This window comes from Geobacter sp. (genome assembly GCF_030834625.1).
In the GTDB taxonomy this organism is placed as follows: Bacteria; Desulfobacterota; Desulfuromonadia; order Geobacterales; family Geobacteraceae; genus Geobacter.
Map to the genome: position 1 here is coordinate 1 of NZ_JAUQXO010000014.1, position 21,059 is coordinate 21,059.

Consider the following 21,059-nt stretch of genomic DNA (forward strand, 5'->3'; position numbering starts at 1 on the left):
CGCCCCTACAGGTGAACCATATGATCAAAAAAGCAATCGCCAAGGTAGTTGAGCGTATCGACCTCACCGAAGCCGAGATGATCGAGGTCATGGACCAGATCATGTCCGGGGAGGCCACCCCGGCCCAGATCGCCGCCTTCATCACCGCCCTGCGAATGAAGGGTGAAACGGTGGCGGAGATCACCGGTGCGGCCCGGGTCATGCGGGACCGTGCCACCCCCATCCGGGTCGGCAAGGGGGTCCTCGACATCGACCGGGACGACATCAATATCGACCAGGAGACGATTCTGGACGTGGTGGGCACCGGGGGGGACGGCACCAACACCTTCAATATCTCCACCACCGTCTCCTTCGTGGTGGCATCCTGCGGGGTGAAGGTGGCAAAGCACGGCAACCGGGCCGTCTCGTCTGCCTGCGGGAGTGCCGACGTCCTAGAGTCCCTCGGCGTCAACCTGGACGTTACGCCGGAGACGGTGGAGCGTTCCATCGCAACGATCGGCATCGGCTTCCTCTTCGCCCCGGCCCTCCACGGTGCCATGAAGCACGCCATCGGCCCCCGCAAGGAGATCGGCATCCGGACCATCTTCAACATCCTCGGCCCTCTCACGAACCCTGCCGGGGCCGACTGCCAGGTCCTGGGCGTCTACCGGGAGGACCTGGTGGAGCAACTGGCCCACGTCCTCCACAAGCTGGGTTGCCGGCGCGGCTTCGTGGTCCACGGCATGGACGGCATGGACGAGATCACCCTCACCCGCGAGACCCGCGTTGCCGAGGTGACCCGGGAAGGGGTGACGGTGCGGACCATCACCCCCGAGGAGTTCGGCTTTGCCTCCTGCCCCCCCGGTGAGCTTCGCGGCGGCGACGCCGCGGGCAACGCCAGCATCGTCCGGGGCATCCTGGAAGGGGCTGCGGGACCCAGGCGGGACGTGGTCCTCCTGAACGCCGCCTACGCCCTCGTGGCCGCCGGCAAGGCCACGGACCCGGCCGAAGGGGTCCGTCTCGCCGCCGAGGCCATCGACTCGGGCCGCGCCCTGGCAAAGCTGGAAGAATTGATCAGGATCACCAACCAGTAGGGGCAATTCATGAATTGCCCCTACACTCTGAAAGATAGCCCATGACCGATACCCCCGATATCCTGAAAAAAATCGTCAAGCACAAGCGCGGCGAGGTGGCCGCGGCCCGTTCCGCCACCCCCCTTGCCGAGCTGAAGTCACGCATCGCCGACCTGGAAGACCAGCCCCGGGGGTTCGAGCGTGCCCTGCGCGACTGCCATGCCTCCGGCTGGACTGCCGTCATCGCCGAGGTAAAGAAGGGATCCCCCTCCAAGGGGCTCATCCGCCCCGACTTCGATCCCCTGACGATTGCCGAAACCTATGAGAAAAACGGCGCGGCATGCCTGTCGGTCCTGACCGAGGAACGCTTTTTCCTGGGGAACCTCCGGTATCTGGCCCTCATCCGGGAACAGGTGCGGTTGCCGCTACTGCGGAAGGATTTCCTCTTCGACCCCTACCAGGTGTACGAGGCCCGGGCCGCCGGGGCCGACGCCATCCTCCTCATCGCCGCCATGCTGGATCTGGCTCACATTCAGGAACTGGCGGGGCTCGCCCGGGAGCTGTCCCTCGATGTCCTGCTGGAGGTCCACGACGAGCCGGAGCTGGAGACGGCCCTTGCTTCCGGCTGCTCACTCATCGGCATCAACAACCGCAACCTCCGCACCTTCGTTGTAGACCTGGCCACCACCGAGCAGCTCCTTCCCATGATTCCCGCCGACCGGTTCGTGGTGGCCGAAAGCGGCATCAACACCCGCGACGACATCCTCCGCCTCCAGGCAGCCGGCGCCCACGGCTTCCTCATCGGCGAGTCCCTCATGCGGGAGGGGGATATCGGGGCCAAGCTGCGGGAGTTGCTGGGATAACAAACAATCTGAAACACGGAGCAACGGAGCAACGGAGCAAAATCTGAGAATAACCGTTGAAGAACAGGGAATAACCTCCCCTTTTCCCACCAAGACAAATTTTTTGTTTTCTCCGTGTGCTCCGTTGCTCCGTGTTATTTTGATGATTATTTCCGTTGTGAGGTTGCCATGCAAACCAAAATACTGCTGGACGAGAGCCGCATCCCCACCCACTGGTACAACATCATCCCCGACATGCCGGGTCCCCTGGCGCCGGTCATCAACCCCCGGACCCTCCAGCCGGTGACTCCAGACGATCTCCTCCCCATCTTCCCCATGGCCATCATCGAGCAGGAGGTCTCGGGCGAGCGGTGGATTCCGATCCCCGATGAGGTCCGCGAGATCTACCGGCTCTGGCGGCCGTCCCCCCTCTACCGGGCCCGGCGGCTGGAGCAGGCCCTCGGCACCCCGGCGAAGATCTACTACAAATACGAAGGGGTGTCGCCCGCCGGCTCCCACAAGCCCAACTCCGCCATCCCCCAGGCCTACTACAACAAGCAGGCCGGCATCCGGCGCCTGGCCACCGAAACCGGCGCCGGCCAGTGGGGGAGCTCTCTGGCCCTGGCCTGTTCCATGTTCGGGCTCGAGTGCACCGTCTACATGGTGAAGGTGTCGTGCTTCCAGAAGCCCTACCGCAAGAGCATGATGCAGCTCTGGGGGGCCAACGTGATCCCGTCGCCGTCGGAATTCACCAATGCCGGCCGCTCCATCCTGGCCCACGACCCGGACAGCAACGGGAGCCTCGGCATCGCCATCTCCGAGGCGGTGGAGGACGCCGCCTCCCGTGCCGACACCAACTACGCCCTGGGGAGCGTCCTGAACCACGTCTGCCTCCACCAGACCGTCATCGGCCTGGAGGCCAAGGAGCAGCTTGCCATTGCCGGCGACTACCCCGATGTTGTCATCGCCTGCTGCGGCGGCGGCTCCAATTTCGCCGGAACCGCGTTCCCGTTCCTCTCCGACCGGGCCGCCGGCAAGAACGTCCGCTGCCTCGCCGTGGAGCCCGCCTCGTGCCCCACTCTCACCAAGGGGGTCTACGCCTTCGACTACGGCGACACCGCCAAGATGGCCCCCATCGCCATGATGTACACCCTGGGGCACGACTTCATGCCGCCGGGAATCCACGCCGGGGGCCTGCGCTACCACGGCGAATCGCCCTTGGTGTCGCAGCTGCACCACGCGGGGCTCATCGAGGCCAAGTCGTACCGGCAGACCGCCTGCTTCGAGGCGGCCCACCTCTTCGCCCGGAGCGAGGGGATCGTCCCGGCCCCCGAGTCGTCCCACGCGGTCCGGGCGGCAATTGACGAAGCGGTCATCGCCAAGGAGGAGGGGAAGGAAAAGACCATCCTCTTCTGTCTCTCGGGCCACGGCCAGCTGGACATGGTGGCCTACGACGCCTACCTCTCCGGCGGTCTGGAGGATTTCGAGTATCCCGAGGAGATGATCCGGGAGTCCCTGGCCCGGCTGCCGAAGGTGAATCTGTAAATTTTGTAGGGGCAGGTCTCAGACCTGCCCTTTCTGTCGATTTTGTTGGGAAGGGAAATATTCCGAAACCTGGGCGGGTCTGAGACCCGCCCCTACGGGTTCTTAATGGTTCGTGTAAAGATCTGCGGCATAACGTCCCTGGAGGACGCCCTCATGGCGGTGGAGGCCGGCGCCGACGCCCTCGGCTTTGTCTTTCACGATGAATCACCCCGCCACGTGACACCCGATGGGGCCGCCGGTATCATCGCGGCACTCCCCCCCTTCGTGCAGACGGTGGGGCTCTTCGTCAACCGCCCCCTGGCATTCGTCAACGAAACGGCCGCCCGCTGCCGCCTCGATCTGGTCCAGCTCCACGGCGACGAGCCGCCGGAGTTCTGCGACGCCGTGGAGTGCCGGGTGATCAAGGCGTTCCGGGTGCAGGACATCACCAGTCTCGACCCGATCCGCCACTACCGCGTGGCGGCCCATCTCCTGGATGCCTATTCCCCCACCGCCTACGGCGGCACCGGCCTCACCTTCAACTGGGACATCGCGAAGGCGGCAAAGGAGTTCGGCCCGATCATCCTCGCCGGCGGCCTCACCCCCGACAACGTCCGGGAGGCTGTGGAAGCGGTAAAGCCCTATGCCGTGGACGTATCGGGCGGCGTGGAGAGCGCTCCCGGCCGGAAGGATGGAGCCAGGGTGCGGGAGTTCATTCGGCGGGCCAAGGCATAGAGGACTGGAAGGGCGGGATCATTTATCGGAAAAGGGGACGGAAGTATATCCATCCCCTTTTCTTGTATGGTCGTTGAGGGGCGGTTTTGATCGGAAGAAACTGGTGTATTTGCCAGTGTGTGGACCTGAGCAGTTCAGTCACTTGCTCTTGGGAGAAATGTTCCAACGGGGTAGATCACCGGTTCACGCGCGTGCGCGCGTGAACTGCTCAATGACGAGTTGGCAAACAGCCGAGCTGACTATATATGGAGAATGGCAGATGTGGTCAAAAGAGGAAGTAGAGGGCAAGGTTTTCAACACCTTCGAATTCGTAGAAACTGTTTTGGTTGAATATTCCAAAAATCTATATGGGATGTGCCTTCATCCCAAAAAAACGATCGAAAAATTGAATAAAAGCGAAGTTGTTTCATCTCTATTGTTTTTTGTTATGAATGTTTTTTTGGCAGCAATGATACAAAGTTTTGGCAATCTACAAAAGTTTATCAATAAAGTGCTTAAATTACTTGTATTAACCGCAAAGCCATCTTTTGATGATGCCTTTATGTCAATGTTAGGGTTGTTCGTGGGAACGTTGGTATTCCTACCCCTACTTAAATTAGTAATCATCTACATCTCAAAGGTCAGGGTTGGCTATAAGGAGATTACAATAGCGGTAGCTCGTGCAAGTTTTCTATTTATACCGATTTCAGTACTCAATAATGTTATTTCATCATTCTTCCTTAGCCATTTCATTAAGAAATTAGCCCCAAATTCAACTCTATTAGTATCTCTCTTTGGGGTTTGGGTCGCCGAAGGTGTACTTTATTGGTGGTGGGCATTGATAGTGCTTATTGGCCTGAAAGGCGCGACCACAGAGGAAATCAAGATAGGTCGCAGTATCACTGTTGCAGTTTTTATCATGTTTGTCGCCAGCAGTATAATCACAAATCTAGAAAACTTTGAGAAAATATCGACCTTGCGACATTTGATTAGTTACAAATCAACAACTGACGAAGCACTAGCAAAGCAGCCCCCCGAGTACCTTAAAGCAGCTACTTCAACTATGTTTATTTCACATAGCAAAGTGTTAACTCCTTACAGAAGATACTGCGAAACTATAAGGGCTACTGCTTATTTGTCAGGACTTATTCCTGGTTTTGACACTAGCAAAGCTATATTAGCTCTTCAGGGTAATAATTTTGAAGGTGTAGAGCAATATTTCTCTAAAGCTTTTGAAATAGTATATAAGTATGAGCATACACCTGAAGAGTATAGAAATCTTAAACTGCTTAAAGTCTTTCTGGAAAATGCGGAAAGAATTAAAAAAGAAGAAACCTTCATTCGTGGGGAATATGAAAGTAGTTTTGGGTTCCAGTTTGGATACTCATCTAAAAACGAAGGCTTGAGAATTATTCCTTAGCGTCTCATTTCAGATGAGAGGCTGAAGGGTCAGCTCTCCATTTCCATTTGCACGCAATTTGTAGTGAAAAGTGAGCCCAACTTGCACTTGGACCGTGTCCGGGCGATAAGGCTGCCCGGCAGGTCAAGTGCGGTCCCGTTACACAATCACAGGACCACCCATTGACAGAAACAACCGGCAACATCTGGGACTACCTCGGAAAAGCGATCCTCTGCATCACCACCAACGGCCACCTGACAAAGAAGGGGGAGGCCGTTCTGGGGCGCGGCTGCGCCCGACAGGCCCAGGAGCGGTTCCCCGATTTGCCGGCGCGTCTCGGTGCGTTGCTGTCCGAAGGGGGGAACCACGTCCACGCCATCGGCGACGGCCTTGTCAGCTTTCCCGTGGAGGAGAGCCCGTGGGCAACTCCCGACCTGCGTCTCATCCGGCGTTCCGCGGAAGAGCTCCGGGCACTGGCAGACCGCGAGGGGTGGTCCCGCATCATCGTCCCCCGTCCCGGCTGCGGCGGTGGCGGCCTGGCGTGGCAGGATGTGCGGCCGCTCCTGGCGGATATCCTTGACGACCGGTTTACGGTGATTACTGCCCCTTGATGGGGCTTCCCCTGATGTGCGAGAATGGTCAGCCTCGGTTCCTGGATATCAGCCAATGTGACCAATAAACGAATAAATAAGAACAATGGAGGATATACATGAAATTACCCGACAAGCAGGGCCACTTCGGCCAGTTCGGCGGCCGCTACGTGCCGGAGACGCTCATGCCGGCGCTCCTGGAGCTTGAGAAGGCCTACAACCACTACAAAAACGACCGCGAATTCAAGGAGGAGTTCAACTACTACCTCCGCCAGTACGTGGGGCGCCCCAATCCCCTCTACTACGCGGAAAAGCTCACGAAGAAGCTGGGGGGCGCGAAGATATACCTCAAGCGCGAGGACCTGAACCACACCGGCGCCCACAAGGTGAACAACACCATCGGCCAGGGACTTCTGGCGAAGCGGATGGGGAAGAAGCGGGTCATTGCCGAGACCGGCGCCGGCCAGCACGGGGTGGCCACCGCCACCATCGCAGCCCTCTTCGGCATGGAGTGCGAGGTCTTCATGGGGGAGGAGGACATCCGCCGCCAGGCCCTGAACGTCTTCCGGATGAAACTCCTGGGAGCGAAGGTCACGCCGGTAACCGCCGGCACCGCCACCCTGAAGGACGCCATGAACGAGGCCCTGCGCAACTGGGTGACCTACATCCACAACACCTTCTACGTGATCGGCACCGTGGCGGGACCCCATCCCTATCCGGCCATGGTCCGGGACTTCCAGGCGATCATCGGCCGCGAGGCCAAGGCCCAGCACAAAAAGGTCGAGGGACGGCTTCCCGATGTGCTGGTGGCCTGCGTCGGCGGCGGCAGCAACGCCCTGGGGCTCTTTTACCCGTTCCTCAAGGACCGTGAGGTTCGGATGATCGGGGTGGAGGCGGCGGGCCACGGCATCGCCTCCGGCGCCCACGCGGCGCCGCTGTGCGCCGGGAGCGTCGGGGTCCTCCACGGCAACAAGACCTATCTCCTTCAGGACGAGTTCGGTCAGATCAGTAACGCCCATTCCATTTCCGCCGGACTCGACTACCCCGGTGTGGGTCCCGAACACTCCTGGCTCAAGGATGAGGGGCGGGCCGAGTACGTGTCGGTCACCGACGAGGAGGCCTTGGACGCCTTCAATCTCCTGACCCGTGAGGAGGGGATCATGCCGGCCCTGGAGTCGTCCCACGCCATCGCCCACGTGATGAAGCTGGCGCCGACGCTGCCCAGGGAGCAGACCATCGTCGTCTGTCTCTCGGGTCGGGGTGACAAGGATATCCACACGGTGGCCGACGCCATGGGGGTCCGGTTCTAACACCGTCCGGAAATGAAAAAAGCGACAGAAACCTACGTAACTAATTGTAATTACATGTAAATACTAAAAAAACGCTTGACATCTGCAACCGTTTTATCTTACTATCCAATTCGCCTGCAAAATAGAACAGGCACCGGGAAAGGACCCCATTCGGGTCCTTTTGCCGTTTGTGGAGTCTGGTGAATTCATTAAAGGCCACGACGCTTAATTATTTCCTCTAACCGGGAGACGTGTTCAGTCTCTACACCTAAGAAAGGAGTTATCGGCCGGAGCCGGTCTCGCGCATCCTGCGCGTATCCTTCCCAATCTTGTTGACCGTCCGGCAAAGCCTCGAAAACCGACAAAAAAAACAACTATGAAAAAATTGATCCTTCTATCAGCAGTCATGATGCTCACTGGTGTATCCTGCAACCAGACCGGACTGCTCAGGGACCCCGTCACGGTGGTTCTGAGCGATTCCGGGTTTGACATGGAGGTCCGCCGGCTCATGGAACAGGGCGTCGAGTTGGATGAACGCAAGCGGCAGGCCAGGGCCATTGCCACGGTTTTTGCCCGGCGCACCACCGCAGAGCGTGCCCACCGGCTCGCATCCCTCTGCTACATGAAGACCCTCGGCACTGACTTCATGCCCGTCGATCTTGCCGAGCTCGCCCTGGCTGAAACCGGCTCCATCGGATTCGATCCGAAGGCTGTTTCGTCGAAGGGGGCACTTGGTGTCTGGCAACTGATGCCCTACCGGGCCGAGAGCCACGGATTCCGTCCCAACGAGATGGCCGACGACGAAAAGTGTGCAGAGGCCGCCGTCAGGGAGTTGGCCACCAAGGTCGACATGGCCCGCGGCAATCTGGTGAGGGCAAAGAAACTGTACTGTGGAGTCGGCCCCGAAGCCGACGCCTACGAAATCAAACGGCTCCGCTATCAGCGCGAGCTCCTGAGGGAGCTCGGCACTCCCCAGCAGATGCGGGCCGACGAAACCCGCTTCTCGTCTGTCAAGGCTTCATAGGCCTGTCAGAAGGGGAGCGTGGCCGCCAGCCACGAGGGGCGGACTTCGAAAGGAGTCCGCCCTTTTTTCATGGTTAGCGTCGTCGGGTGGGGGGAATGCTTCCGGAGTGGCGTGCGGATGTGGTAAGGTGCTGATTCAGACCACGTAGTTGTCAGGAGTTTTCGATGAAAAAACTGTTCGTTCTCATGGTTGGGTTGTTCCTCTGTGCCGGCTGCTCGCTCATTCTGGACAAACCGGAGGTGAAGGTCCGGGACCTGAATGTGGTTGGGGTTGGCGCCGGGGGAGTGGACCTTGAGTTTCTCGTGACGGTCACCAACCCCAACTCGTTTCCCCTGGTACTCAAGGGGTACACCTATGATCTGAGCGTCATGGCGCTTCCCCTCACGAAGGGGGGGATGCGCGAGCGGGTCGAGTTCCCCGCCGAGAAGGCCACCGATGTGCGGCTTCCCTTCCGGATCGCCTACGGGGACCTGTGGGAAATCCTCAAGCGGAATCCCGATGCCAGTCGCATCCCCTATGCTCTCGTGGCGGGGTTCGAGGTGGAAACCCCCTTTGGGACCTCCACGGTGCCGGTGAGCAAGTCAAGCGAGTTCGCGGTGCCCGAGCGCTACCGCAACTCCGGTCTCCTCAAGGGGGTTTCCGAGCTTCTCAATGGTTTCAGACCATGAATGTCATTGACGTAATCGGACTCACCAAGAGCTTCGGTTCCCGCGCTATCCTCGACGGCGTCGCCTTTGCCATTGGCGAGGAGGAGAAGGTGGGGCTCATCGGCGTCAACGGCTGCGGCAAGTCGACCCTCATGCAGATCCTCGCCGGCCTCGAAGAGCGGGACGGCGGGACCATCATGACCCGCCGCGGCGCGTCCATCGGCTACCTCTCCCAGGAGCCTCTCCTGGACGACGGGCTCACCATCGGCGAGGAGATCGAGGGGGGACTCGTAGCGATCCGGCGGATCATGGCCGACTACGAAGGGGTGACGGCTCAGCTTGCCGAGTCGTCGCCGGACCACGAGCGACTCCTGGAGCGCCAGGGGGAGCTTTCCACCTGGATCGAGCACCACGGCGGCTGGAACACCGACCATCGGGTGGCGGAGATCATGACTCATCTGGGGATCCCGGACCGGAGCCGGCGGATCGGAGAGCTTTCCGGCGGGACGAAGCGGCGGGTGGCCCTGGGGCGGCTCCTCCTTCAGGCCCCGGACCTGCTCCTTCTGGACGAGCCCACCAACCACCTGGACGCCGACACGGTCCAATGGCTCCAGGAGCACCTCATTGCCTATCCCGGCGCGGTGCTCCTCATCACCCACGACCGCTACGTCCTCGACCAGGTGGTGAGCCGGATGCTGGATCTGGAGCGGGGACAGATCACCGCCTACGGCGGCGGCTACTCCAGTTACCTGGCCCAGCGGGAGGAGCGGCTCGCCCAGGAGGCCCGGGGGCAGGAGCGGCTCCTGAATCTGCTGCGGAACGAGACCGCCTGGATGCGGCGGGGCCCCAAGGCCCGCACCACCAAGCAGAAGGCCCGCATCGACCGGTTCCACGACCTGGAGTCACGCTCCCGGGTGGAGGCAAACCGGGAAACGACCATCGCGTTCACCCCCGGCGACTCCCTGGGGGGCACCATCATGGAACTCCAGGGGGTGCGGAAGTCCCTGGGGGGACAGCTGCTGGTGGACGATCTCACCTTTCTCATGAAGCGTGGCGACCGGGTCGGGATCATCGGCCCCAACGGCTGCGGCAAGACCACCCTCGTGCGGATGATCATGGGGGAGGAGCAACCCGACGCCGGGACGGTGGTGGTCGGCGCCAAGACCCGCATCGCCTACTTCGACCAGAACCGTGAGATCCTCGATCAGGGGGAGACCCTCTATGACTTCCTCGGCGAGGGTGACCATGTGACGGTGGGGGGTGAGCGGCGCCACAAGATCGGCTATCTGGAGGAGTTTCTCTTCTCCCCCTCGGACCGGATGCGGCGGATCTCCACCCTTTCCGGTGGCGAGAAGAGCCGTCTCATCCTGGCCCGGCTCATGATGGCCGACGCCAACCTCCTCGTTCTGGACGAGCCCACCAACGACCTGGACATTCCGACGCTGCAGCTTCTCGACGACGCCCTGACCCGCTTTTCCGGCTGCGTCCTCATGGTGACCCACGACCGCTTTTTCCTCGACAAGGTGGCGACCGGCATCCTCTCCTTCGAGGGGGAGGGGCGGGTCGTCTTCTACGAAGGGAATTACACCCTCTACCGGGAACTGAGGGCCCAGGCCCTGAAGGGGGAGGAAAAAGGGGGCGGGGGCAACGGCAAGTCCGTCGCGGCCGCTGCCGCGGTGCGCGAGCGGCCCCGCAAGCGGGGGCTCACCTTTGCCGAACGTCAGGAGCTTGAGCGGGTGGAGGCGGAGATCGCCCGTCTGGAGCTCCGTACCGCAGAGGTGGAGGCCGCCCTGGCTGACCCGGCGGCCTACGCCGGTGCACCGGGGGGGATTGCGGCCCTTTCCACCGAATTCGCCCGCCTCGGGGATGAGCTGGAGGTGCTCCTTGCACGCTGGGAAGAGCTCGAAACCAAGCGGTCGGAGGGGTAGGCCCGGATGGCCGCAAGGCCGCGCCGAAAGCCTCTTTTCGCTTGAAAAATCAGACCTTGGCTGCTATACCAAGACGGGTTGTTTTTCAACACTTTCCACGCTCAGGAGCACTCATGCTCAAAGATATGAAACTTGGCGTACGACTCATCGGTTCCTTCGTCATCATGGCCATCATCGTGGCGGTGACCGGCCTCATCGGCATCCGGAGCATCAGCATGGTTTCGAACCGTGTCGTGTCCGTTCTGCAGAGCAGGTACGATCAGCAGAAGGTTGCGCTCCAGCTCCAGGCGGCCGAGCGAACTACCCGTGCCGACCTCCTGGAAGGGATGATGGCCCATATTGACGACAAGGGGATGAAGGAACACATCGACTCATATCACAAGAGCCGCGACCTCATCCGCCGCTACAGCAAGGGGCTTCTCAAGGGGGACGACGCGCTGGGGCTGCAGGCGGCGCCCAAGGACAGCGTCATGGAGTCCCACGCAGAGGCCCTCATGGAGACGTGGGGCGAATACGAAAAGGTGGCCGAGCGGATTATCGCCTACAAGTCGGCAGTCATTTCCGGACAGCAGGCTCCGTCGGCCGTCTCCGAAGGTCGCCTCATCTCTGAATTGACTGGCGCCAGCGAGTTTGTGGCCCGGGATATTGACGATCTCATCGAAACGGTCAAGGAGATGATGCGAGAGGTGGGGAAGGAGACTGGACGGATCAAGACCTCCGTCAGCGTCACCTTCATCATTGTCATCGTGGGCGCCGCGGCCCTCGCCCTCTCCTTCGGCATCGTCGCCACCCGCAACATCATCCGCCGCGTCGACCAGATGGTCACCGCCATGAAGGGAGGCGCCGAGGGGGATCTCTCCTCCCGGGTGGCCAATCCCTCGGGAGACGAACTCGGCCGGCTCGGCGAGGACTTCAACACCATGCTGGAGAAGCTCGGCGAACTGGTGAAGAAGGTGAACCGATCCCTTGTGGAGGTGGGGCAGATCTCGGCCAACATCTTTGAGGCGTCACGGCGGGTCCTTGCCGCTGCCGAAGTCCAGGCGGATGGCGTTGCCCAGACCTCCTCCGCGGTCACGGAGATCAACGCCTCCATCAAAGAGGTTTCCACCGGGGTCGACAGCCTCTCCCTCTCGGCGTCGGAAACCTCGTCCTCCATCCTGGAGATGGCCGCCAGCATCGAGGAGGTGGCCCTGAACGCCGAGGCCCTGGCCCAATCGGTGGAGGAAGTGAGTTCCTCCGTCGTAGAGATGGTGGCCTCCATCAAGCAGATCAGCGGCAGCGTCACGAGCCTCATGGAGGTGACCGCCACCACCGCGTCGTCGGTGGCGCAGATGGACAGCTCCATCAAGCAGGTTGAAAAGAACGCTATGGATGCGGCCACCATCTCCGAGGAGGTGCGGCGCGACGCCGAGACGGGGAAAGCCTCGGTGGAGGCGACCATCGCCGGCATCAGCGAAATCAAGCGCTCGTCCCGCATCACCTCCGAGGTGATCGAGACCCTCTCCGGTCGCGTCACCGATATCGGCGCCATTCTTTCGGTCATCGACGAGGTGGCCGAGCAGACCAACCTCCTGGCCCTGAACGCCGCCATAATCGCCGCCCAGGCGGGGGAGCACGGCAAAGGCTTTGCCGTGGTGGCCGACGAGATCAAGGAGCTGGCCGAGCGGACCTCCAGTTCCACCCGGGAGATATCCCAGCTCATCAAGGGGGTTCAGGATGAAACCGCCCGGGCCGTAGAGGCGATCGAGGTTGCCGAAAAGAGCATCGCCGACGGCGAGACCCTGTCACAGCGGTCGGGCGAAGCCCTCACCAAGATCGTCACCGGGGTTCAGCAGACCACCGACCAGGTGGAAAGCATTGCCCGGGCCACCATGGAGCAGGCCAAGGGGAGCCAGATGATCCGCGAGGCCATGGAGCAGGTTTCCGACATGATCGGCCAGATCGCCAGCGCCACCCGCGAGCAGAGCAAGGGGAGCGACATGATCATGGGGGCCGCCGAGCGGATGAAGGGGCTCACTTCCCAGGTCAGGGTTTCCACCAAGGAGCAGGCCAACGTGGGGAACTTCATCGCCAGTTCCACGGAGAACATCACCACCATGATCCGGCAGATCAAGCGTGCCTGTGACGAGCAGACCCGCGGCAGCGAGCAGATTATCCGCGCCGTGGAGAATATCCAGGAATCCACCGACACCAACCTTGGTGCCGCCAAAATGATGGAGGATTCCGTTTCCCGTCTCTCCCGCCAGCTCGAGGTGCTCCAAGGGGAGATGAACAGCTTCAAGCTCGAAAATAAGTGACTGGAGACCAACCGGTCTCTACCCCGAAAGGTTTCCAATGAGCAGAATCGCCGGCGCCTTTGCCGAACTGAAACGAAACGGAAAGAAGGCGCTTGTCACCTTCATCACGGCCGGTGACCCGGATCTCGCCGCTACGGAGGAGTTGATTCCGCTCCTGGCGGAGAGCGGCGCCGACATTATCGAGCTCGGCGTTCCCTTTTCCGATCCCATGGCCGACGGTCCCACCATCCAGCTTTCCTCGGAGCGGGCCCTGGCCGCCGGCACAACGCTGCCGAAGATTTTAGCCACGGTAAAATCGGTCCGTGCCCGGACCCAGGTGCCCATTGTGCTCATGGGGTACTTCAATCCGATCCTCAGCTACGGGCTTGAGCGGTTTGCCGCCGATGCAGCCGCCGCGGGGGTAGACGGCGTCCTGCTGGTGGACCTTCCCCCCGAGGAGGCTGGCGAGTTCAAGGTGTGCGCCGACCGGCACGGGATTGATGTCATCTTTCTCCTTACCCCCACCTCCGATGCGGCGCGGATCCGCACGGTGGCCCGCCAGGCACGCGGCTTCATCTACTACGTCTCCGTTACCGGCGTGACTGGCGTCCGCAGTGGCGTCGAGGAGTCGGTGTCCGGCAACGTTGCCGCCATCAGGGAGAGGACCACGGTTCCGGTGGCGGTGGGGTTCGGCATCGCCACACCAGAACAGGCGGCGCGGGTGGCTGCCGTGGCCGACGGCGTGGTGGTCGGCAGCGCCATCGTGAAGCTCTTCGAAACATGCACGGGCGACGAGCTGAAGAAGAAATTGGCCGCGCTCGTCTCGTCGCTCAAGGGAGCGATCGAACGTTGACTTTGCAGTCGATTTCTGGTACCAGAGGGGTTCATTTTCACTAAAAAGATCCGGGGCGTTACTGACCCCGACGGAGCGAAAACATGGCGTGGTTCAAACGTGACAAGGCGCCTGGTGCGGCCGACAAGAAGGTGAATATTCCCGAGGGGCTTCTGACCAAGTGCGTGAGCTGCAAGGCAAACCTCCTCACGAAGGATCTGGAGAAAAACATCAATGTCTGCCCCCAGTGCGGACACCACTACCGGATCTCCGCGCGGCAGCGTATCGATCTTCTCATGGACCCGGGGAGCTTCACGGAGTTCGATGCCGGATTGACGTCGGTGGACGTTCTCGACTTCAAGGACTCCAAGAGTTACAAGGACCGCATCCAGCAGGCGGTTGCCAAGGGGGGCTCCCGTGACGCGGTAATCTGCGGCGCGGGGACCATCGAAACCATCCCGGTCCAGCTGGCGGTCTTCGACTTCTCCTTCATGGGGGGGAGTATGGGGAGCGTGGTGGGGGAGAAGATCACCCGCGCCATCGAGCGGGGGATCGAGAAGCGGACTCCGGTCATCATCATCTCCGCCTCCGGCGGTGCCCGGATGCAGGAGAGCATCCTCTCCCTCATGCAGATGGCCAAGACCTCCGCGGCCCTGGCGAAGCTGAAGGATCTGGGGCTCCCCTATATCTCCATCCTCACCGACCCCACCACCGGTGGCGTCACCGCCAGCTTCTCCATGCTGGGCGACATCAATATGTCCGAGCCCAAGGCCCTCATCGGCTTTGCCGGCCCCCGGGTCATCGAGCAGACCATTCGCCAGAAACTCCCAGAGGGTTTCCAGCGGGCCGAATACCTCCTGGACCACGGCATGGTGGACCTGATCGTGGAGCGGAAAGAGATGCGGGCAAAACTGGCCCAGATCCTTTCGATGCTCTACCGCGGCTGAGTCTGCGGAGACGTTGCTGACGATTGACCGGCAGGGGCGGATTTTACGGATCCGCCCCTGCCGTCTTTTCGGTCAAAGCGGTGGATTTTCCCCCTCTGTTCCCGTATAATCCCGCCCTGTCATGACCTACGAGGAGACCCTGGCACATATCTACGGCCTGCGCCGTTTCGGGATCAAACCGGGGCTCGGCCGCGTCTCCTCGCTTCTGGAGAGGGTCGGCAACCCCCACGAACGGCTTCGGGTCGTTCACGTGGCGGGGACCAACGGCAAGGGATCCACGGCGGCTTTTCTGGCCTCCATCCTGTCAGCGGGTGGGAGTCGGACCGGGCTCTTTACCTCTCCCCATCTTACCCGATTCACCGAGCGGATCCGCATCAATGGCGCCGAGATTGCCGAGGATGCGGTCTGCCGCCTTGCTGCCCAGGTTATGTCAGCCGCGCCGGAGGGAACCACCTTCTTCGAGATGGTGACCGCCATGGCGCTTCTCCACTTTGCCGAGGCGCAGGTGGACATCGCCATTCTCGAAGCGGGGATGGGGGGGGGCTCCGACGCCACCAGCGCCGCCGCCGGCATTCTTACGGTCATTACCCCGGTGGCAATCGACCACTGCGAGTGGCTCGGCGATTCGCTGGAGGCCATTGCCCGGGAGAAGAGCGGCATCATCAGGCCGGGCAGGCCGGTGGTGCTTGCGAACCAGCCAGCGGAGGTACTCGCCGTTATCACGGAGCAGGCTGCCCGTCTCAACAGTCCCCTGGTGAGCTTTGGTTCCGACTTCAGCGCCTCGTGGGGAGGCGATGGCCTCGACTACCGGGGAATGGAGCGGACCCTCTCCGGCCTCGCGCCGGGGATCGGGGGACGTTATCAGGCGGTGAACGCGGCAACTGCCCTTGCCGCTGCCGAACTTCTTTCAGCCGAGGGGCAGCCCCTGAGGGACGAGGTGCTCCGCGCCGGTATCGCCCAAGCCCGCTGGCCCGGGAGGATGGAATTTTTCGCCGGTTCTCCGGCCATCATCCTTGACGGTGCCCACAACCCGGCAGGTGCTTTGGCTCTTGCCGAATCAATAGCCCACGTGTCGCGCCGGCGCCTCATCGTCGTGGTGGGGGTCATGGGGGACAAGGATGTCGGGGGAATTCTCGCGCCGCTCCTTCCCCTGGCCCATGAGGTGGTGGCGGTTACCCCGACGGTGGAGCGGGGACTTCCGTCGGCCGAAATCGCCGCCTTCTGCCGACAGCGGGGCGTATCAGCCGTCGACGGCGGGACCGTGACCGACGGTCTCGCCCTGGCCCGGAGCCGGGCCAGGGCAGAGGATCTGATCCTCGTCTGCGGTTCCCTCTTTACGGTGGGGGAGGCCCGGTCGGCGCTCCTCGATCAGCGGTTCGAACCTTTCCGGGGATAAAAGACTGTCACCCATGGGGACTTCTGTGTCAAACAGGCAAATTATTTTCATCGCCACGCTGCTTCTCTCGGCACCGGCCGCGGTCTTCGGCCAGGGGGACGCCGGCGGTCCGGTCTACGTTGAGGCGGACACCCTGACCCACGAGGCGGCACAGGACCGCATCGAGGCCACGGGGAACGTCCGGATCAGGGGGCGGGGGATGACGCTCCTGTCCGACAGGGCGCTCCTTTTTTCTGAACGCAATGAAGCCGAGGCCCAGGGGAACGTGACCCTCATGAGCGACGGCGACACGCTGCGAGCCGACCGGCTGCTGATCAACTACCAGGACAATACGGGGGAGGTGGAGCAGGGAGATGCTTTCATCAAGAAAGGCAACTTCCATCTCCGCGCCACGCGGATGTCCAAGCTCGGCCCCGACAGCTACCGGATCGAGAAGGGAAGCTTCACTACCTGCGACGCCGAGCGCCCCAGTTGGAAGTTTTCCGCGTCAGACGTGGAGATTACCCTCGGCGAGTATGCTACCGGCAAGCACGCCCTTTTTTATCTGAGCGATGTGCCGGTCTTTTATTTTCCCTACCTGATCTTTCCGGTGACGAAGGAGCGGCAGTCGGGTTTCCTCACCCCCCGGGGCGGCAACTCCAATAAGAAGGGGCTCACCCTCAATCTTGCCTACTACTGGGTCATCAGCCCGAGCCAGGATGCCACCGTCAACCTCGACATCCAGAGCAAGCGGGGTGTGGGCCTCGGCGTCGACTACCGCTACATCCGCAAGCGGGGGAGCGAAGGGACCTTCCGGGGCTTTGTCATCTACGACACCGAACAGCAGCGCTTCCGGGGAGACATGTCCCAGAAGCATCAGGAAATTGTCTCCGATACCTTCAACATCAAGTCGGACATCAATCTGGTCACCGACCGGGATTTCTACCGCGATTTCGCCGAGCAGACCGGAGTCTACAACCGAAACCAGCTCGATTCCTCCCTTTCCCTCACCAAGCACTTCCGCCGGCAGGTGCTCACTGGTGAATTCCACTACGTGGATGATCTGCGGGAGGACCTGCCCGACAACAACAAGACCCTCCAGAAACTCCCGGTCATTCGGCTGACCGGCGTCAGGGAGCGGCTCTTCGGGACCCCCCTCTTTTTCTCCCACGAATCGAGCTTCACCAACTTCTACCGCCGGGAAGGGATCAAGGGGCAGCGTCTCGACCTTCACCCGGTCCTGACCGCCTATGCAAAGCCTTTCGGTGGTCTCGAAGCCTCGGCCTGGGCCGGGTACCGGCTGCGGCTCTACAACGCCTTCGACGTCCCGGCGGATGACGGCAACAACCTGCCGGAGGCCGACGGCTCCCACGTCATGGGGCTCGCCACGGCAGGAGGGGCTGTTTCGTCGACCCTGGCGCGGGTTTACGAGACGGAGCACGGGGCCATGCCCAGGATTCGCCACGTGCTGATCCCCGAGGTCCGCTACAGCTTTGTGCAGGAAAGGGACCAGAAGAAGCTTCCCTTCTTTGACTTCGACGACCGTCTCGTCGGCGAGAACCGGGTCGTCTACTCCCTGGCCAACTACGTGACCGGCAAGTTCGCCGGCGCGGGGGGGGATGCGGAGTACCGGGAACTCCTGTACCTCAAACTTTCCCAAGGGTACGACTTCAGCGAAACCCGGCGTGATCTCCTGACGCTGGTGGACGCGAAGCGTCCCTTTACCGACGTGATGCTCGAGGCGCGGGTCAACCCCCTGAAGCAGTTCTCCCTCTCCCTTGATACCCGGTTCAACGTCTACGACGCCAACGTCTCCACCACCGCCGTTTCCGCCGATGTCAAGGACGGAAACGGCAATGCCGCCGGGGTGATCTACCGCTTTGCCCGGGATGAAGTGGAGTACCTGGAGGGGAGGGCATCCGTCGCCCTGCTCAAGCCGTTCTATTTCAACTACGCCTCTCGTTACTCCTTTGACCGGGAGGATTTCCTGGAGTCGTTCTACTCCCTCGAATACCGGCACCAGTGCTGGAGCATCAATGTTACCTACCGGGACCGTGTCGACAACAAGGAGTTCTTCGTCAGTTTCAACCTGGGGGGGATAGGGTCGCTGGGGACGGTCAGGGTATTCTAGTAGATTACGTTTTGTGAAAAGGGAGACATGCATGGCCCAATCGTTCATTCCCCGCGCCGTCCTTGTCACCGGCGGCGCCGGTTTCATCGGCTCCAACTTCATTAACCATTTCATGGCAGCCAACCCCGGTTGCCGGGTGATCAACCTGGATCTCCTCACCTACGCGGGAAACCTGACGAACCTCGTGGGGGTGGAGAAGAATCCCGACTACCGTTTCGTCAGGGGGGACATCTGCGACGCGGAGCTGGTCCGCAGGCTCCTGGCCGAGGAGCGGATCGAGGCGGTGGTTCACTTTGCCGCCGAGTCCCATGTGGATCGCTCCATTACCGGCCCGGAGATCTTTGTCCGCACCAACGTCCTCGGCACCCAGGTGCTCCTGGAGGAGAGCCGCAAGCACGGGGACGCCAGGGCCGTGGAACGGTTCCGGTTCCTCCACGTTTCCACCGATGAAGTTTACGGCTCTCTTGGCGAGACCGGCTACTTCACCGAGGAGACGCCGCTGGCCCCCAACTCACCCTATTCGGCCAGCAAGGCGGGGTCGGATCTCCTAGTGCGGGCCTACTTTGAGACCTACGGCTTTCCGGCCCTCACCACCCGCTGCTCCAACAACTACGGCCCATACCAGTTTCCGGAGAAACTCATCCCCCTCGTGATCCACAATATCGTCGGCAAGAAACCCCTGCCGGTGTACGGCGACGGTCGTAACGTCCGGGACTGGCTCCATGTCAAGGATCATTCGACCGCCATCGAGACGGTCCTCAAGGGGGGAAAGCCGGGCGAGGTCTTCAATATCGGCGGCAACAACGAGTGGTTCAATATCGACATCGTTCAACTCCTCTGCGATCTGCTGGACGAACGTCTGGGGAGAGGAAAAGGGGAGAACCGGGGGCTCATCACCTTCGTTAAGGACCGCTTGGGCCACGACCGGCGCTACGCCATCAGCGCCGCGAAGATCAAGCGGGAACTGGGTTGGGAGCCCTCCTACACCTTCGAGCGGGGAATCGCCGAAACCGTCGACTGGTACCTGGCCAACGGGGCGTGGGTGGAGGAAGTCACTTCGGGGGCCTACCGGGAGTACTACCAGAAACAGTATGGAGAAGAGTCATGATACTCGTCGTTGGTGCCAAGGGGATGCTCGGCCAGGACCTCATGCGGGTGCTTCCGGGTGACGTGCGGGGTGTGGACATCGAGGAAATCGACATCACTTCCCCGGAGTCGGTCCGGCGGGTGCTCGTGACCCTCAAGCCGCGGGTGGTGGTGAACTGCGCCGCCTACACCGACGTGGACGGATGCGAAACCAACCGGGAACTGGCCATGGCAGTGAATGGCGAGGGGGTTGGGCACCTGGCCGCCGTGACGCGGGAGATCGGGGCGCTCCTTGTGCAGGTGAGCACCGACTACGTCTTCGACGGCACCAAGGGGAGCCCCTACGGGGAAGACGACCCGGTGAACCCCCTGAGCGTCTACGGCAAGTCGAAGCTCCTCGGCGAGGAGAAGTCCCGGCAGAACCCGGACCACCTGATTGTCCGGACCCAGTGGCTCTATGGCCTCGGCGGTAAGAATTTCGTGGAGACCATGCTGCGGCTGGCCGGCGAGCGGAAGGAAGTGGCCGTGGTGGACGACCAGATCGGCTCCCCTACCTGGACGGTTGATCTGGCGCTGGCCATCAGCCAGCTCTTGGACACCGACTGCCGCGGCACCTACCACGCGGCCAACCGGGGAACCTGCACCTGGTTCGCCTTCGCCGAGTCGATCTTCGCCGAAGCGGGGAAGGAGATGACGGTGCGCCCCCAGACCACGGAGGAACTGGGACGTCCGGCGCCACGCCCCCTCTATTCGGTCCTCGACTGCTCAAAGCTCACCCATGATGCAGGGCTGGCGTTGGAGGAGTGGCGGGAGGCGTTGAAAACCTATCTGGAGAAACGGCGAGACGCGGGAAGAAACTGACGGGAGGAAAACCCTGTGATGGAACGAGGCGAACGTCCCTGGGGCACCTATACGGTCCTTGAGGAGAACAACGGTTACAAGATCAAGCGGATCGAGGTGAATCCGGGACAGCGGCTCTCCCTCCAGATGCACCACCACCGGAGCGAGCACTGGATCGTGGTATCCGGAACCGCCCGGGTGACCTGCGGGGACGAAGAGTACGTGGTCAACGTGAACGAGTCCACCTTCATTCCCATCGGCCGGAACCACCGGCTGGAGAACCCAGGCAAGATTCCGCTGGTCATCATCGAGGTGCAGAGCGGCGAGTATCTGGGCGAGGACGACATCGTCCGCTTCGATGACGACTACCGACGGTGCGAGGCGGCGCCGGAAGCCTGCCCCGTCGAGGCAGAATAGGGGGAGTATTCCCCCTTCCTCTCTCTTTCATCGGAGAGCTTGGCGCTTGCTGCCGGGTTTTTCTGCTCACCGTGCGGCCGTCCGGCTGCATTTGATTACTATTCCCGGAATTTATAAAATACAGATAGGTCTGTCAGTGCAACGTA

Annotated in this window: 18 protein-coding genes; all 18 read left to right on the forward strand. The window is 61.5% G+C overall.

The annotated features are described in order from the left end of the window. Window positions 1-20: 20 nt before the first annotated feature. The 18 genes from trpD to RCH91_RS02885 all read left to right on the forward strand — a co-directional run bounded on the left by trpD (window position 21) and on the right by RCH91_RS02885 (window position 20,913). Entirely contained in the window at window positions 21-1,073 is a 1,053-nt protein-coding gene (gene trpD, locus RCH91_RS02800; RefSeq protein ID WP_306533015.1) for an anthranilate phosphoribosyltransferase, read from the forward strand. Window positions 1,074-1,114: 41 nt separating this feature from the next. Further along, on the forward strand, window positions 1,115-1,915 hold the full coding sequence (trpC, locus tag RCH91_RS02805; protein ID WP_306533016.1) for an indole-3-glycerol phosphate synthase TrpC: 801 nt from the start codon (window positions 1,115-1,117) through the stop codon (window positions 1,913-1,915). 168 nt (window positions 1,916-2,083) lie between these two features. Beyond that, the gene (locus RCH91_RS02810) at window positions 2,084-3,439 is read left to right on the forward strand and encodes a TrpB-like pyridoxal phosphate-dependent enzyme (RefSeq protein ID WP_306533017.1); all 1,356 of its coding nucleotides are present in this window, start codon (window positions 2,084-2,086) and stop codon (window positions 3,437-3,439) included. Between the two features lie 105 nt (window positions 3,440-3,544). Next, window positions 3,545-4,153, forward strand: a complete 609-nt coding sequence (locus RCH91_RS02815; RefSeq protein WP_306533018.1) for a phosphoribosylanthranilate isomerase — start codon at window positions 3,545-3,547, stop codon at window positions 4,151-4,153. A 103-nt stretch (window positions 4,154-4,256) separates the two neighbouring features. Beyond that, complete coding sequence (locus RCH91_RS02820; protein ID WP_306533019.1) at window positions 4,257-5,552, forward strand: hypothetical protein; 1,296 nt, start codon at window positions 4,257-4,259, stop codon at window positions 5,550-5,552. A gap of 161 nt (window positions 5,553-5,713) precedes the next feature. Beyond that, complete coding sequence (locus RCH91_RS02825; RefSeq protein ID WP_306533020.1) at window positions 5,714-6,142, forward strand: ADP-ribose-binding protein; 429 nt, start codon at window positions 5,714-5,716, stop codon at window positions 6,140-6,142. Window positions 6,143-6,240: 98 nt separating this feature from the next. Further along, window positions 6,241-7,431: a tryptophan synthase subunit beta gene (trpB, locus tag RCH91_RS02830; protein WP_306533021.1), complete on the forward strand. Its 1,191-nt coding sequence runs from the start codon at window positions 6,241-6,243 to the stop codon at window positions 7,429-7,431. Between the two features lie 355 nt (window positions 7,432-7,786). Beyond that, window positions 7,787-8,434: a transglycosylase SLT domain-containing protein gene (locus RCH91_RS02835; protein WP_306533022.1), complete on the forward strand. Its 648-nt coding sequence runs from the start codon at window positions 7,787-7,789 to the stop codon at window positions 8,432-8,434. Window positions 8,435-8,598: 164 nt separating this feature from the next. Beyond that, window positions 8,599-9,102 (forward strand): LEA type 2 family protein, encoded by a 504-nt coding sequence (locus RCH91_RS02840; RefSeq protein ID WP_306533023.1) that lies wholly within the window; start codon window positions 8,599-8,601, stop codon window positions 9,100-9,102. Beyond that, window positions 9,099-11,009 carry an ABC-F family ATP-binding cassette domain-containing protein gene (locus tag RCH91_RS02845; RefSeq protein WP_306533024.1) on the forward strand — a complete coding sequence of 637 codons (1,911 nt, stop codon included), beginning with the start codon at window positions 9,099-9,101 and terminating at the stop codon, window positions 11,007-11,009. Before RCH91_RS02840 ends, RCH91_RS02845 begins: the two co-directional genes overlap by 4 nt. Window positions 11,010-11,122: 113 nt before the next feature. Next, window positions 11,123-13,306, forward strand: a complete 2,184-nt coding sequence (locus tag RCH91_RS02850) for a methyl-accepting chemotaxis protein (protein WP_306533025.1) — start codon at window positions 11,123-11,125, stop codon at window positions 13,304-13,306. 37 nt (window positions 13,307-13,343) lie between these two features. After that, window positions 13,344-14,138, forward strand: coding sequence for a tryptophan synthase subunit alpha (trpA, locus tag RCH91_RS02855; RefSeq protein ID WP_306533026.1), 795 nt, complete (start codon window positions 13,344-13,346; stop codon window positions 14,136-14,138). An 83-nt stretch (window positions 14,139-14,221) separates the two neighbouring features. After that, complete coding sequence (gene accD / locus RCH91_RS02860) at window positions 14,222-15,064, forward strand: acetyl-CoA carboxylase, carboxyltransferase subunit beta (protein ID WP_306533027.1); 843 nt, start codon at window positions 14,222-14,224, stop codon at window positions 15,062-15,064. Between the two features lie 121 nt (window positions 15,065-15,185). Then, window positions 15,186-16,460, forward strand: coding sequence for a folylpolyglutamate synthase/dihydrofolate synthase family protein (locus RCH91_RS02865; protein ID WP_306533028.1), 1,275 nt, complete (start codon window positions 15,186-15,188; stop codon window positions 16,458-16,460). Window positions 16,461-16,485: 25 nt separating this feature from the next. Further along, entirely contained in the window at window positions 16,486-18,570 is a 2,085-nt protein-coding gene (locus RCH91_RS02870) for an LPS-assembly protein LptD (RefSeq protein WP_306533029.1), read from the forward strand. A 31-nt stretch (window positions 18,571-18,601) separates the two neighbouring features. Next, complete coding sequence (gene rfbB / locus RCH91_RS02875) at window positions 18,602-19,678, forward strand: dTDP-glucose 4,6-dehydratase (RefSeq protein ID WP_306533030.1); 1,077 nt, start codon at window positions 18,602-18,604, stop codon at window positions 19,676-19,678. After that, entirely contained in the window at window positions 19,675-20,517 is an 843-nt protein-coding gene (rfbD, locus tag RCH91_RS02880) for a dTDP-4-dehydrorhamnose reductase (protein ID WP_306533031.1), read from the forward strand. Before rfbB ends, rfbD begins: the two co-directional genes overlap by 4 nt. 18 nt (window positions 20,518-20,535) lie before the next feature. Then, the gene (locus tag RCH91_RS02885; protein ID WP_306533032.1) at window positions 20,536-20,913 is read left to right on the forward strand and encodes a phosphomannose isomerase type II C-terminal cupin domain; all 378 of its coding nucleotides are present in this window, start codon (window positions 20,536-20,538) and stop codon (window positions 20,911-20,913) included. The last annotated feature ends 146 nt before the right edge of the window (window positions 20,914-21,059 follow it).